The sequence below is a fragment of the Streptomyces sp. CRN 30 genome, from assembly GCF_034105845.1.
Map to the genome: position 1 here is coordinate 1 of NZ_JAVRHI010000543.1, position 13,970 is coordinate 13,970.

Genomic DNA, 13,970 nt, shown 5'->3' on the forward strand with positions numbered 1-13,970 from the left:
GCGGTGACAGCCTGTGGAGCGCAGGTAAGACCGGGACTCGTCCCGGCGCCGCGCAGCGAAGCAGGAACCCACCCGACACCGCAGCCTTCAACGGCGCGGTAGGCGGGAATCGCCGTCCTTCAGGGCGGCGAGGATGTCAATCCGCCGTGTCCTACGGAACCCGGCGCGCTCCGTTCGGCGAGGTCGCCGAGGACGAGTGGCGTCGCCAGGTCGACGTCAACCTGCACGGTCTCTGGCTGACCCTGGCGGCGACCCTGCCGGTCCTGCGGCGCGCCCCTCGGGGACGGGGACTGTTCCTCGGGATCTCCTCCGAGGTGGTCTACAACGCCGGCCCCGGCCGGTCCGGTTACGCCGCGACCAAGGCAGCGGGCAGCGCGCTGCTCGATTCGGTCGCCCAGGAGGAGGGGCCGGACGGCGTCCGCGTCGTACAGGCCCTTCCCGCGGGGATGGTGGACACCCCCGGTATCCGCCGCCGCCGGCCCGCCGGGTTCGACTACGGCGACTACATGACTCCCGGGCACTTCGCCGCGCTCGCCGGGGAGTTGGTCGTCGGCGACGCCGCGTCCCGCCACCACGGGGACAGCCTCGTCGTGGACGCCGCCGGCCGCTGGCACTCCGTACGCGAGACCCACCCGGCCTCGCAGAGCCGCGACACCCGCCCACCGGCCCGGGACCGTGAGACCCGCCCGGTCACCCCGGCCCGTGAGGTCCCCGCGTGAACACCGACCCCGTACCCACGGACCCCTTACCCACCGACCCCGTACCCACGGACCCCGTACCCACCGACCCCGTATCCCCCGCGGCCGTGGGCCTCGCTGCCTGGCGGTTGCCCGTCGAGGGCGCGGAGGCCGCCGTCCGCTACGCGGCCCGGCTCGGCGCCGACGGCGTCCAGCTCGACCTCGGCGGCCCCCGCCGCGGCCCGCGTGCCGACTTCCGCGGCACGGCGGAGGCGGCGCGGCAGGCGAGCGCCGAGACCGGTGTCGTCCTGCTCGCGATGACCGCCAACACCCTCAACGACATCGGCCTCACCGCCCCGCGCCACACGGCGGACGGCACCCGGGTCCGTACGACCCTGGTCCGGCTGCTGGACGCGGCCGGTGCCTACGGCGTGCCCCTGATATTCGTGCCCAGTTTCCGGCGCAGCGCCATCGAGACCCCGCAGGACCTGCGCGACACCGCCCGCGTACTGGCCTGGGCGGCCACCGAGGCGGCCGCCCGCGGACTGGTCCTCGCCAGCGAGAACGCGCTGACCGCGCGGGACGCCGCCGCTCTCGTGGAGGCGGTCGCCAACCCCGGCTTCCGGCTGCTGCTCGACCCGCTCAACCTGGCCCTGGCCGGGCGGGACCCGGTGCGCTGGGCGGCAGAGCTGGGACCCCACCTCGCCGACCAGCTCCACCTCAAGGACGGCCGCCCGGACACGGCCGCCAGCCTCGCGCTGGGCACCGGTGAGGCCCGGCTGGACGACGTCCTGGCCGCCGTCGCCGCGCACGGCCCCGCCCCGCGGGCCCTCGTCCTGGAGAACGACCACCGCGACGGCGACACCGCCCGCGCGCTGCGGGACCTCGCCTGGGCCCGTTCCCGGTCGGGGGCGCCCGCTCCCGGGCCGGGCGCGGCACCGGACCCCGCCCCCACCCACCCGAATGAGGCAACCCCATGACGTCGTACCCCCGGCTCGCCCCGGACGCCCTGCTCCTCGACATGGACGGCACGCTCGTCGACTCGACCGTGGTCGTCGAACGGACCTGGCGCCGGTTCGCCCGCCGCCACGGCCTCGACGCCGAAGCGATCCTCGCCACCGCGCACGGCCGCCGCACCGCCGAGACGGTCGCCCGGTACGCCCCGGCCGGCGTCGACGCGGCGGCCGAGACCGCGCGGCTCGTCGCCGAGGAGGTGGAGGACGTCGACGGAGTCGTCCCGGTGCCCGGCGCGCCGGAGCTGCTGGCCGCCCTGCCGGACGACCGGTGGGCCGTGGTCACCTCCGCCGGGCGGGAACTGACCCACCGCCGGATGACGGCCGCCGGCCTGCCGCTGCCGCCCCTGCTGATCAGCGCCGACGACGTGCGCGAGGGGAAGCCCAGCCCGGAGGGGTATCTGGCCGCCGCGGCGGCCCTCGGGGTGCCGGCGTCGGAGACGGTCGTCTTCGAGGACGCCGAGGCCGGCCTGCTCGCGGCCGCCGCCGCGGGTGCCACGCCCGTCGTGGTGGGCGCCCACCGTGGGCCGGCGGCCGAGGGCCGGCTCCGCGTCACCGACCTGCGCGAGGTGACGGTGACGGTGACCGCGACCGGTGCGGGCCGCGGCGCCCTGCACCTGTCTCTGTCCCTGGCCCTGGCCCTGTCCGAACCGGCGACCCGTCCCTGACCTCCTGTCCGTACGACGCACCTGAGGGAGCGATCTCACCCATGACAACCCTGCCCGACACCACCGCCCCCGCCCCCGCCCCCACACCCCTCGACGCCGCCGTCCCCGCCGTCCCCGTCGTCCCCGTCGTCGAGGGCCACGTCGCCGACGGCTTCGAGGAGGTGCGCGAGGAGTTCCACCGCAACCTGAGCGAGCGGGAGGAACTCGGAGGCGCCTTCAGCGCCTGGTGGCGCGGCGAGAAGGTGGTGGACATCTGGGGCGGTGTCGCCGACCCCGGCACCGGCCGGGCCTGGGAGCCCGGCACCAAGTCGCTGATCTTCTCCGGCAGCAAGGGCATCGTGGCCATCACGCTGCTCGTCGCCGTGCAGAAGGGCCTGATCGACTTCGACACGCCGATCGCCCGCTACTGGCCGGAGTTCGGCCGGCACGGCAAGGAACACATCACGCTGCGGCAGACGATGACGTACACCGCGGGCCTGCCCGGTGTCCGGGCGCCGCTGCGGCAGGAGGACATCACCGACCCGCTGGCCATGGCCCGGCTCATCGCCGACCAGGCACCGGAGGAGGACGGCCGGGCCGGCGGCATCCTGTACGGCCCGTACACCGCGGGCTGGATCGCCGGCGAGGTCCTGCGCCGTGTCGACGGGCGGCCCATCGACCGGTTCTTCGCCGAGGAGATCGCCGGACCCCTCGGACTCGACATGGGCTACGGCATCCCCGTCGCACGGGCGGGCGAGGTGGCCCGGCTGGAGTACGGCGCCCACTTCCTGGAGCAGTACACGGGGTTCTTCACCAGCGACGACCCCATGACCCAGCGGATCTGGCAGAACCCCATCCCCTTCCCGCACGAGGAGATGGTCTGGAACCGCCCCGAGCGGCGCACCGAGCTGATCCCCGCGGCCAACGTCATCGGCACGGCGCGGGCCATCTCCCGGCTGTACGCCGTCCTCGCCGCCGACGCCCGGCGCGCTCCCGGCGAGGAACACCTCCTGCTCTCCCGGGAGGTGCTGGACGACGCGCGGCGCGAGTACGTGCGCAAGACCGACCCGCTCATCGACATCCGCATGGTGTACGGCGGCGCGGGCTTCCGGCTGCGGTCCACCCCCCGCCCCGGCGTGGACGGCGACTCCTTCGGCCACGACGGCGGCGGCGGGTCGGCCCACCTGGCCTGGCCCGGCGCGGACGTCGGTGTCTCCTACATCACCAACCGGCTGATAGCGGTGGGCCCCGACGACAAGCGGGCCTCCTCGCTGCTGAAAGCTCTCGCGCGGGCCATAACCCGGCTCGGCGCGTGACGGAGCCGTCGCCGGGACCGACCGGTCCCGGCGACGGCGGCACCGGCGGACGTCCGGGCCACGAGCCCTGGGCACCGCCGGTGCCCACCTGCCCCCGTCTCTCTTCCAATCTCTTGCGGTCTCTTCCAACCTCTTCCAACCTCTTTTCGCCCCTCTCTTGGAGCCACCCATGGACACCGGCGCCTCCGTGTTCGCCACCCCCGCCACCATGCCGCCGGGGCCGCTCGCCCGCTTGCTGGAGGAACACGGGCACGCCGCCCTGTACTTCGCCGAGCACACCCACGCGGTGGCCGGCGACCGGTCGGCCCGTATGCCGCACAGGTTCCGGGAGACACTCGACCCGTTCGTGGCCGCGACCGCGGCGGCCTGCGCCACCCGGTCCCTGCGGGTGGGCAGCGCCATCTGCCTGGTGGCGCAGCACGACCCGCTGGTCCTGGCGAAGACCGTCGCCAGCGTCGACCACCTGTCCGGCGGGCGCGTCGACTTCGGGGTCGGCGCCGGGTGGGCGGTGGAGGAGATGCGCCACCACGACGTGGACCCGGAACGCCGCTTCGGGCGGATGCGCGAGCACGTCGAGGCGGTGCGGGCGGTCTGGACCCGGACGGAAGCCTCGTACACCGGACGGGACGTCGGCTTCGAACGGGTCTGGTCCTGGCCCAAGCCCGCGCAGTGGCCGCACCCCCCGGTCATGGTCGGCGGCATGGGACCCCGCGTACTGGAACGGGTCCTGGGCTACGGTGACGCCTGGCTGCCCGACTTCGGTGACGAGGAGACGTTCGCCCGTACGCTGGAGCGCGTTCCCGAACTGCGCCGGCGGGCGGAGGACGCCGGGCGCGGCCCGCTGCCGGTGGTGCTGGCCGGGGTCCCGCACGATCCGCGCGTCCTGGAGCGCGCCGAACGCGCCGGTGTCACCCGGGTGCTGACCCTGCTTCCCGCCGCGGGGCGGGCCGTGGTGGAACGTGCCCTGGAGCGGTACGAGATGGCGATCGCGGCATGGCGGGGGGAATGATCCCGGGTGTCCCCGCCGTTTCCGCCGCCCTGGCCGTCCGCTCCATGAACCGCAGGGCCAGTGGATGGGCGCCGGTGGCGGGGCGGGCCAGCCAGAGCGGCATCGGCGGCGCGCCGAGGATCGGGATGAACCGGATACCGGGATGCAGGTTGCGCCGCAGCGCCAGATCGGGCACTACACCGACGCCGTGACCGGCGGCGATGAGCTCCAGCCACTCGGTGAATCCGCCGCACGGCAGTACGTCGGTGGGGCGCGCGCCCTCCGGCCAGTCCTGCGGCCGGGTGGCCCCGCTCACCGTGTTGATCAGCACCGGGTGCTCCGCCAGTTCGGACCAGGTCACCGAGGCCCTGCGGGCCAGCGGGGACCTCCGGGCGACGGCCGCGATCCGCTGTTCCTGGGCGATCGGCACGGTCCGCAGCCCAGGTGCCGTCTGCCGGCCGCGTACCACCGCCAACTGCACCGTGCCCTCGTCCAGTCCGGCGTGGCGCTCGTCGCGGCGGACCAGGTCCACCGCGATGCCGTACGCCCGCTCGAACCCGTCGATCGTGTGCTGCAGCAGTTCGTCGGGGAAGAGCCAGCTGAAGCCGATCCGCAGGGCCTGGATGTCCTGGCGTGGCGCGAGGACCGATTCCAGCCGGGGCAGCAGGTCCCTCAGCTCGTCCCGCAACGCGGTGCCGGTCTCGCTGAGCCGGACGGTGCGCGTGGTGCGGTGGAACAGCCGTGCGCCCAGGGCCTGTTCCAGCCGGTTGATGGAGCGGGTCAGGGACGGCTGGGTGGTGCCCAGCGAGGCGGCGGCCCGGGTGAAGCTCAGGTGCTCCGCCAGCACGAGGAAGGCCCGTAGATGGCGTATGCCGATGTCCGCGAGGGCCTCCCGGTGATCCGCGAGGGCCTCCCGGTGAAGCGCTGTTCCGCGCGTCACGCGGTCTCCTCCGTCTCCTCGGTGAGGGATGGTCGCATCAAGGGGTCGACTGATCACCGAGGCACAATACAAACAGAACGATCGTTTTGTAAGTGACGCCGGTCATAGTCATGAAGACACAGAAACAGCGAGCCTGTCACTTCCCGGCGAGCAGCGACCGGTACCAGGGCGCGGCGTCGGCGAGACCCGCCGTCGGCCCCGCTCCCGGCACACAGCCGGCCAGTCGCCAGATCTCTCCGCTGTCGTACCAGTGGTCCTCGGCCAGCAGCCGGAACTGGCGTTCACTCACCCGTCCCGGGGTGCCGGCCAGCTCCGCCAGGCACCGTCCCATCGGCCAGTCGCGCGCGGGCGGTTCGGGCAGTACGCCGTACCCGGCCAGCGCGGTCAGCAGGTCACCGACGCGCACGGGTTCGGGATGGCTCGCGTGATGGGTGCCGCCGGGCAGCCGCGCGGCCCGCGCCAGCGTCGCGATCAGCCGGGCGAGATCGTGGACGTCCACCACCGACAGCAGGCCCCGGCCGCCGTCCCAGCGGGCCGGCACCCGCCGCACCAGCTCGGCCAGCGCGGGCACCACCCAGCGGTCCCCGGTGCCCAGGACCAGTCCCGGCCGCAGCACCGTGCCGCCCGCCGCCAGCACCAGGCGCTCGGCGGCCAGCCGGGTGCGGCTGGCGTCGGACACCGGCTCGGGCGCGATCTCGTCGACGGCGATGCCGCTGTGCGGCCCCGCGCCGTACACCGCCGCCGTGGACAGCAGTACGACGCGGCCGATTCCCGCCCGGCGCGCCTCCTCCAGCAGGGCGGCGGTCCCGTCCACGTTCACCGCGGCGCAGGTCCGCGCGTCACCGCCGACCCGGGCCGCGAGGTGCAGCAGGACGTCACAGCCGTCGCCCAGGCCCCGCAGCGAGGCCGGGTCGGTCAGGTCGGCGCGCGCCCACCGCACGCCGGGCAGCGGCGCCCGGTCCGTGGGCGGAGTACGCACGGCCGCCGTGACCGCGACGCCCGCGGCACCGCCTTCGTGAGTGCCGGAGGACAGGGCGTCCGCACCGCCTTCCCGGGCGCCGGACAGGGCGTCGAGCACGGTGGAGCCGATGAAGCCGGTCGCGCCGGTCAGCAGCACCCGTGCCCCGGTCACGACGCGGCCTTCCCGCGCTCCACGTCCACGGTCAGCCGCGCCAGCGTCGCGGGGGTGGCGATGCCCGGCAGCAGGTAGTTCCACAGCACGGCGATGTGCTCGGGCAGGTCCCGGCGCCCGGACTCCAGGTGGGACATCAGCTGGGTGCCGGTGAAAGAGGCGACCAGCACCCTGGCGAACTCGGCGCCCACCACCTGGGGCAGCAACTCGCCGCGCTCCCGGGCGAGGTCGAGCTCCGCGCGGAAGAGGTCGATCCACATGTGGTAGACGGTGAAGTCGACGAGCAGACCCGCCTCGCCCTGTTCGACGGCGAGCCGGACCCCGGCCCGCAGCAGCACGTTGTGCTGCAGTTCGTAGCCCAGGTGCAGGGTGAGGTCGATGAGCTGCTGGAGTCCGCCGGGCGCGGCGGGCAGCGTCAGCGTGGCGGCCTGTTCGAGCAGGACCGCGCGGCCCAGATCCTCCTTGGACTTGAAGTGGAAGTACATCGCGCCCTGGGTCACCCCGGCCCGTTGCAGGATCTTGCTGACGCCGGCGGCGGAGTAGCCGAACTCGTCGAACATCTCCGCCGCCGCCATGAGGATCGCCTCCCTGGTGCGGACCGCGCGCTCCTGCTTGGGCCGTGTCATCGAGCAGCTCCGAGTCGTAGAAGAGGGCAACAATTTACAAAGGAATGACAAGCAACAGCAACAAAAACAAAACGATCGCCCTTTATAGTATCTCGACGAACCGACACGACCGCCGTGCGAGCGCCGCCGCGCCCGTACGGTCCGCCCTGTCCGAGATGAGGTACCCGCGCGTGATCAGCACCGCCGAGTCAGCCGCCCCGTCGTCCTGGACCCCCGTACCGCAGCGGTACGTGCACAAGCACCACGCGGACGAGACGCTCCTCACCGCCTGGCGGCGCACCGGCCCCGACAGCTTCCTGATCAAGGCCGACTGGCCCGCCGTACACGCCTTCTACGCGACCGGCGCGACCGGCGCGACCGGCGCGGCCGGGGGCGGCGGCGTCGATCCGCTGCTGTTCAGCGAGACCGTCCGGCAGTGCCTGCCCCTGCTCTCGCACGCGGCGTACGACGTCCCCCTCGGACACCACCTGCTGTGGGAGACCTACGACTACTCCCTCGCCGCGCCCCGTCCCACCGACGGCCCCCCGCCGCTCCGTTCCGGCGAGGTGGTCCTGCACGCCCGCTGCACCGAGGTCGTCCGCCGCGGGCCGCGTGCCGCCGCGGTCACCGTCCACTTCCGGGCGCTGCGCGGAGACGGCCTCATAGGCACCGCCACCACCCGCTTCACCATCCAGACCGCCGCCGTCTACCGGCGGCTGCGCGCCCGGTACGCCGACCTCGACCACGCCCTGCGGGACCTGCCGGAACCACCGGCGCCGGTGCACTACAGACAGGTGGGCCGCGAACACCCCCGCGACGTCGTCCTGTCGGCCACCGACGTCCCCGGCCGTCACCGGCTGCGGGTCGACACCCGGCACCCGATCCTCTTCGACCACCCCGTCGACCACGTCCCCGGCATCCTGCTGCTCGACGCCGCACGCCAGGCCGCCCACGCGGCCTCCGCCGCCCAGGGCGCCCGAGCCGTCACCATGAACACCCGCTTCCACCAGTACGTCGAGTTCGACGCCCCCTGCTGGGTCGAGACGGAGGAGGACGGGACTGCCCCGGGCCGACTGAGGGTGACGGCACGCCAGTTCGACCGCACCTGCTTCACCGCGTCCGTGGCCCTGGCCCCCGCATCCGCCCCCGCCCGCGGATCCGTACCCGCCCCCGCCCGCGTCTCCGTACCCGCCCCCGCCTCCCGTGCGAACGGCACCCGGGCCGTCATCGGCGCCCGCCCGCTCGCGCCGTCGGCTTGACCTTCACCCTGACGTCAATGTCGAAGCTGCCTTCCATGAACTCACCACAGACCTCCTTCACCGGGCGGGGCGTCACCTGGGCGCTGACCCTGCTGACCCTGTGCTCCTTCACCCTCGGCACCGGCGAAATCATGATCGCGGGCCTGCTGCCGGACATCGCCGACGACGCCGGTGTCTCCCTCTCCACGGCCGGCCTGCTGGTCAGCTCCTTCGCCCTGACCGTCGTCATCGGCGGCCCCGTCCTCGCCCTGACCACCGGGCGGACGCGGCGGCGCCGGCTGCTGATCGCCCTGATGCTCACCTACGTCCTGGGCAACGTGGTCTCCGCCCTGGCACCGTCCTTCTGGGCGCTGGCCACCGGCCGGATCCTCGCCGCGCTGGCCCACTCGGCCCTGATGCCGCTGTTCTTCGGCATCGCGGCGGACGTCGTGCCGCCCAACAAGCGCGGCATGGCCGTCGCCCGCGTCTCGCTGGGCTTCAGCCTGGCGATGATCGCCGGCCTGCCCATCGGCGCCGCCCTCGGCCAGTGGCTGACCTGGCGCGCCACCTTCTGGGCGGTCGCCGCGCTCACCCTCGCCATCACCGTTCCCGTCGCGGCGCTCGCCCCCGACACCGCGGGCATCTCCGCCGCCGACGACCAGGGCCGGCTGCGGGAACTCAAGGTCCTGGGCGACCGCCGGGTGCAGATCGTCACCGGGGTCACCGCCCTGGCCGCCGCCGCGTCCTTCACCGCCTACACCTATGTCACCCCGCTGCTCACCGACGCCGTCGGCTTCGGCGAATCGGCGGTCACCGTGCTGTTGCTGCTGTTCGGGATCGGCGGCACGGCCGGCAACCTCGTCGGCGGCCGGCTCACCGACCGCTCGGTGCTGGGCGCGATCTCCCTGTCCGTCGCCGCACTCGCCGTCGCGCTGCTGCTCCTCGGCGCGGCCACCGGCGTACCGGCCCTGGCGGTGGCCTTCCTGTTCCTGTTCGGCCTCGCCTACTACGCCGTGATCCCGGCGGTCAACACCCGCCTGCTGAACGTGGCCTCGCAGCAGGCCCGCACGCTGGCCCTGACCGTGCAGAGTTCGGCGTTCAACCTCGGCACGGCGCTGGGCGGCTGGCTCGGTGGCCGGCTCCTCGCCGCCGGTGCCGGACTGCGCTGGCTGCCCGTGGCGGGCGGTCTGGTCGCTCTGATCGCCCTGGTGATCGCCGTCGCCGAGGCCGCCGGGGCACGCCGCCGCGCGGCAGCCGGAACCACGGCCACGGCCGAGCCACGGCCCGCCGCGACCGAGCCACGGCCCGCCGCGACCGCACCGGCTCCGGAGACCGCCTGACCACCGGAATACCGTCGTCCCTTCAACCGGATACCCGCCAGAAGACCCGTCAGGAAGGCTGTCACCCATGCGCATCGGGGAACTCGCACATGCCACCGGGACGACCACACGTGCCCTGCGGTACTACGAGGAGCACGGCCTGCTGCACCCCGAGCGCACCTCCAACGGCTACCGCTCCTACGGGAGCGACGCCGTGCGCGTGGTGGCGAACATCCGGCTGCTGCTGGCGGCCGGCCTCACCACCGAGGATCTGCTGGCCGTCGACGACTGCCTGCGCGACCAACTGCTCGACGACCACGGCTGCGCCGATCCCGGCGCCAAGATCGCCGTCTTCGAGCAGCGGCTCGCGGTGATCCAGGAACGCATCGACAACCTCACCCACGTGCGCTCCCGACTCCTCGACAGGCTCGGCGAACTGCGCACGCGCGCCGCCCGCTCCGACGATCGCGCCTGCCCGCGCCGCGCCGGGGCGCGGGAGACGGAGAGGGAGCGGGAGCGGGCGGCGGCGTGACCGGCTTCGGCGGCTCTCCCCTCTGACGGCCGACTCCACGGCCCGGCCCGGACCCGTGACGCAGCACGTCACGGGGCCGGGCCGTGGAGCCGGTGGACCGTGTCAGGAGACGGACAGTGAGTACGTCCCGCTGCCGGCCCGGTTGATCAGGACCACTCCGTAGCAGTCCAGGCCGCTCGGCGTGAGCGTGACCGTCTCGGGCTCGCCCGGGTCACCGGTGACCGAGCCGGTCAGGATGTCCTGGCGGCCCTTCACCGAGGAGGTGCCCGCACCGGGGTCGGAGTCCACGAGGTACAGCTCGGCGTCCTGACCGGCGTCCGACGGGGTCACGGTGATGGTCTGCGGGGTGTCGGTGCAGGTGTCCCAGACCTCGACCACGTCGTCGGCGCCCATGGTGCGGCTGTCACCGGTCAGTGGAAGTATCTTGCCGGTGTCGGAGACCTCGACGGTGTACTCGCCGCCGCCCACGCGGTGGGTCACGCGCGGGTAGTAGTCGCCGAGTTCGCGGTTGTCGACGTTGGAGTCCACAGCCACGAAGTCGGTGAAGCCGACGCCCGAGAGACTGTCTCCCAGCTTCTGCGTCATGTTCCGGTCGTCGTAGAGTTCCAGGTCGTAGTCGGTGCCCGTGCCCGCCCGCACGGCGACGACGGACCAGAAGCGGAACTTGGTGTCGTAGCGGTAGTTGTGGTGGCCGGGCGGGTTGGGCGACGGCCTGGTCTTCTCGGCGCCGCTGGTCAGCGGGTCACGGAACCCCATGTCGATGGTGTTCTGGTAGAGGGCGCTCATCGGGCCGTCGCCGACGTCGTAGCCGTCCGCCGTGCGCTGCTGCCAGTACTGCTGGAAGTGGTCCGAGCGGTGGTCGAGGAAGGTCTCCCAGACGTTGGCCTCGCCCTCGGCGAAGTCGTCCCAGTACAGTTCGTCGTCATCGTCGATGAGATCGATCAGCGCGCCGGCGATCCGGCCCTCGACGTTCGGCCCGTTGTCCCAGTCCGCGGGGTCGCCCCAGGTGGGGGTGCGGAAGTCGAACGGCTCGTCGTGGCCGAAGAGGTCGACGACCATCGTGCCGTAGAAGTCGGCGAAGCCTTCCACCCACGCGCACTCCGGGCTCTCCTCGCCGCCCACCTGGTGATCGAAACACGCCTCGCCGATGTCCGGCTGGTAGCCCCCGTAGACGTCGTCCATCACGCCGTGGCCGATCTCGTGGTCGACGACCCAGGGCTGCTCGGCACGGTCGTCGGGCAGGTGGACCCGGTCGTCGTCCGGGTCGTAGAAGGCGGACGGGTCGTCGGTGGGCCACAGGATCCCGATGTGGAAGCAGTCCGTGTCGTCGCGGTCCCAGCAGCGGCCGGGCGTCCAGACGGCCGCCTCGTCGGCGTAGTCGAAGACGCGCAGCGCGCGGAACAGGTTCGGGTCGGACGGCATCCGGCGGCCGTAGTTCACCGTGGCGCCGTCGGCGACGTTCCCCCGGGTCTCGAACTGGAACTCGTACGGGTCATCGTCGTCGTCCCGTACGCTCCAGGACTGGTTGAACGCGACGAACTTGACGTACAGGTCCACGCCGCCGCCGAACACGCCGTCGTCGTTCTCGAAGCAGATGTCGTACGCGCCGCTGCCGTCGGTGATGCCGACCGCGAGCAGATCGTCGAAGAGGCCGTCCTCGTCCCAGACCTGCACCTCGAAGTTGCTCGACGGGTGCACCACGTCGCCGATCATGTAGGCCCACGACCCCTGGACGCAGGAGGTCGCCTGCACGCCGGGGTTCCGCGCCTCGTCGGTGTGCGGTTCGGGCAGCCCGTTCTCGCCGGCCGTCGCGGAGCGCGGTTTCTTCTTCGCCGGGACGGCGTCGGAGGGGACGGCTTTCGTCCGGAAAGGCCCTTCCCCGTAGCCGAGGAAGGATTTCTCGCCCGTGTTCCCCACCGTCAGCGGTACGATCTCGGGCCAGCTGCTGTAGGGCTCCCCGTCGGGTGACACGGCCTGCACCCGGATCGACGTGGGCGCGGCGCGCAGCGCGGTGACGGTGGAGCGGAAGGTCATCTTCCGGCCGGCCTCGACATCCAGGACGCGCTCGGCCGCGTTGACCGCGCCGTACGCCTCCGGCCGGTCGGAGGCTGCGCGTTCCTCGGTGAAGCCGTCCGGCGCCGTCCGCCAGGCGAGGGTCGACGGCAGTTCCACCCGTACGGCGACGTCGTCCAGCTCGGCCGAGGTCCGCAGGGTGACGGTGAGGGTCGCGTCCCCGCCCGTGGCGGGCGCGTGGTCCAGTCGTGCGTCGACGTCGAGGCACCGGGCCCCTTCGTCGCCGAGCGTGCAGGCGTCGGGCGGCGGAGCGGCGTCGGGCCGCGCGGTGGCTGCGGCCGTGGGTGCGGCCGTGGGTGGTGGTGCGGCCTGGGCGACGGGCGCCCAGGAGAGGGCCAGGGTGGCGGCTGTGGCGGTGAACGCCGTCAGGGCCGTACCTCTACCTCTTCTCCTCGGTCTCATACGTTCCCCCTTGAGCGTGGTGGTGATGTGCGAGATCGGTGGCATCGGAGCATGGAGCGACTGCTGGGATTAGCCTGTACATGACAACAGCAACGCGGATCAAAGATCACCACAAGGACATATCCGGCCTCGTGGTCCCGGGCTGACGGCACCGACTTTCCGGGGGCTAGGGCCCGGTGGGCTCCGGTCCGGTGTGCTCCGTGGGGGAGAGGTTGCGCCGGATCGCGTGCCGCGCGATGGCGTGGAGGGCCTCGTTGTCGTCGGCTGTGTCGGGAAGCAGGGGCGCCAGACGCCGCCAGGCTCGCTCCAGGGTGGAGAGTGCCTCGTCGGCGCAGGCGTCGACCGCGCCGCACGCGCGGAGTTCCTCCGCGATCCGGCGTACACCGGCCGCGTCGGTGCCGCGGGCGACCTCGTCCCACAGGTGGCGCGTCCTGCGGCGGGGCAGCAGGCCGACAGCGTGCGCGAGCGGCATGGTCACCTTGCCGTTGAGGAGGTCCTCGCCGACGCGCTTGGTCGCCTGCCCGGCGCGGGGGACGCCGGTGAGGTCGCAGACGTCGTCGCTGATCTGGTAGGCGCAGCCCACGGCGGTGCCGTACTCGTTGAGCGCGTGCTGCACCGCGGGGGAGGCGCCGCCGGCCAGGGCGGCGATCCGCAGGCAGGCGCCCTCGACGGCGCCGGACTTGAGCCGGTGGGTGAGCCGCAGGGTCTCCAGCAGGGGCCGCGGGTCCGCGGCGGCCACCGCGAGGTCCATCTGGTGGGCGTGGCCCTGGATGTCCAGGCTCTGTCCGGCGTGCGCGGCGAGCAGTGCCGCCGTGTACACGTCCATCAGTTCCTCCGTTGGGTATCCCCGGCTCCAGCCGGGGCGGGAAAACGGAACGGCGCGGAGCGGCGTTGTTCGGTGACGTCATGACAGAGGACGGCGCTGCCCCTCGATGTACTGACGGATCATCGACAGTGGCGCTCCGCCGCAGGACGCCGCGAAATACGAGCGGGACCAGAAGACCGAACCCATCCCCGTCCGGTTGACGCGCCCGGTGTACTCGGCGCGCAGGTAGCGGGAGCTGACGCCCTTGAGGGAGTTGACCAGC

Annotated in this window: 14 protein-coding genes; 8 read left to right on the forward strand and 6 right to left on the reverse strand. The window is 73.1% G+C overall.

Annotated elements, in window-relative coordinates:
* Positions 1-146 precede the first annotated feature (146 nt).
* The 5 genes from UW392_RS63085 to UW392_RS63105 all read left to right on the forward strand — a co-directional run bounded on the left by UW392_RS63085 (position 147) and on the right by UW392_RS63105 (position 4,662).
* On the forward strand, positions 147-719 hold the full coding sequence (locus tag UW392_RS63085; RefSeq protein ID WP_320784536.1) for an SDR family oxidoreductase: 573 nt from the start codon (positions 147-149) through the stop codon (positions 717-719).
* Entirely contained in the window at positions 716-1,657 is a 942-nt protein-coding gene (locus UW392_RS63090; RefSeq protein WP_320784537.1) for a sugar phosphate isomerase/epimerase family protein, read from the forward strand. Before UW392_RS63085 ends, UW392_RS63090 begins: the two co-directional genes overlap by 4 nt.
* Positions 1,654-2,358 (forward strand): HAD-IA family hydrolase, encoded by a 705-nt coding sequence (locus UW392_RS63095; protein WP_320784538.1) that lies wholly within the window; start codon positions 1,654-1,656, stop codon positions 2,356-2,358. The genes UW392_RS63090 and UW392_RS63095 overlap by 4 nt, the downstream gene beginning before the upstream one ends.
* A 41-nt stretch (positions 2,359-2,399) precedes the next feature.
* The gene (locus UW392_RS63100; RefSeq protein ID WP_320784539.1) at positions 2,400-3,653 is read left to right on the forward strand and encodes a serine hydrolase domain-containing protein; all 1,254 of its coding nucleotides are present in this window, start codon (positions 2,400-2,402) and stop codon (positions 3,651-3,653) included.
* 169 nt (positions 3,654-3,822) lie between these two features.
* Entirely contained in the window at positions 3,823-4,662 is an 840-nt protein-coding gene (locus tag UW392_RS63105) for a TIGR03619 family F420-dependent LLM class oxidoreductase (RefSeq protein WP_320784540.1), read from the forward strand.
* On the opposite strand, the gene UW392_RS63110 is transcribed toward UW392_RS63105, so the two are convergent.
* From UW392_RS63110 to UW392_RS63120, 3 genes are all read right to left on the reverse strand, one after another.
* Positions 4,562-5,581, reverse strand: coding sequence for a LysR family transcriptional regulator (locus UW392_RS63110; protein ID WP_320784541.1), 1,020 nt, complete (start codon positions 5,579-5,581; stop codon positions 4,562-4,564). The two genes, UW392_RS63105 and UW392_RS63110, sit on opposite strands and share 101 nt — an antisense overlap.
* 136 nt (positions 5,582-5,717) lie before the next feature.
* On the reverse strand, positions 5,718-6,713 hold the full coding sequence (locus UW392_RS63115; RefSeq protein WP_320784542.1) for an NAD-dependent epimerase/dehydratase family protein: 996 nt from the start codon (positions 6,711-6,713) through the stop codon (positions 5,718-5,720).
* On the reverse strand, positions 6,710-7,339 hold the full coding sequence (locus tag UW392_RS63120; RefSeq protein WP_320784543.1) for a ScbR family autoregulator-binding transcription factor: 630 nt from the start codon (positions 7,337-7,339) through the stop codon (positions 6,710-6,712). The genes UW392_RS63115 and UW392_RS63120 overlap by 4 nt, the downstream gene beginning before the upstream one ends.
* A gap of 170 nt (positions 7,340-7,509) precedes the next feature.
* Between UW392_RS63120 and UW392_RS63125 the strand changes: the two genes are divergently transcribed.
* The 3 genes from UW392_RS63125 (at position 7,510) to UW392_RS63135 (ending at position 10,407) form a co-directional block, all read left to right on the forward strand.
* A complete protein-coding gene (locus tag UW392_RS63125; RefSeq protein ID WP_320784544.1) occupies positions 7,510-8,577 on the forward strand; it encodes a ScbA/BarX family gamma-butyrolactone biosynthesis protein in 1,068 nt (355 codons plus the stop codon).
* A gap of 35 nt (positions 8,578-8,612) precedes the next feature.
* Entirely contained in the window at positions 8,613-9,896 is a 1,284-nt protein-coding gene (locus UW392_RS63130; RefSeq protein WP_320784545.1) for an MFS transporter, read from the forward strand.
* Between the two features lie 67 nt (positions 9,897-9,963).
* Positions 9,964-10,407 carry a MerR family transcriptional regulator gene (locus UW392_RS63135; protein WP_320784546.1) on the forward strand — a complete coding sequence of 148 codons (444 nt, stop codon included), beginning with the start codon at positions 9,964-9,966 and terminating at the stop codon, positions 10,405-10,407.
* A 102-nt stretch (positions 10,408-10,509) separates the two neighbouring features.
* On the opposite strand, the gene UW392_RS63140 is transcribed toward UW392_RS63135, so the two are convergent.
* From UW392_RS63140 to UW392_RS63150, 3 genes are all read right to left on the reverse strand, one after another.
* Positions 10,510-12,882, reverse strand: a complete 2,373-nt coding sequence (locus UW392_RS63140) for a hypothetical protein (protein WP_320784547.1) — start codon at positions 12,880-12,882, stop codon at positions 10,510-10,512.
* 166 nt (positions 12,883-13,048) lie between these two features.
* On the reverse strand, positions 13,049-13,708 hold the full coding sequence (locus tag UW392_RS63145; RefSeq protein WP_320784548.1) for a polyprenyl synthetase family protein: 660 nt from the start codon (positions 13,706-13,708) through the stop codon (positions 13,049-13,051).
* Positions 13,709-13,786: 78 nt separating this feature from the next.
* Positions 13,787-13,970: transposase (locus tag UW392_RS63150; protein WP_320784549.1), on the reverse strand; the 184-nt coding region annotated here is incomplete at its 5' end.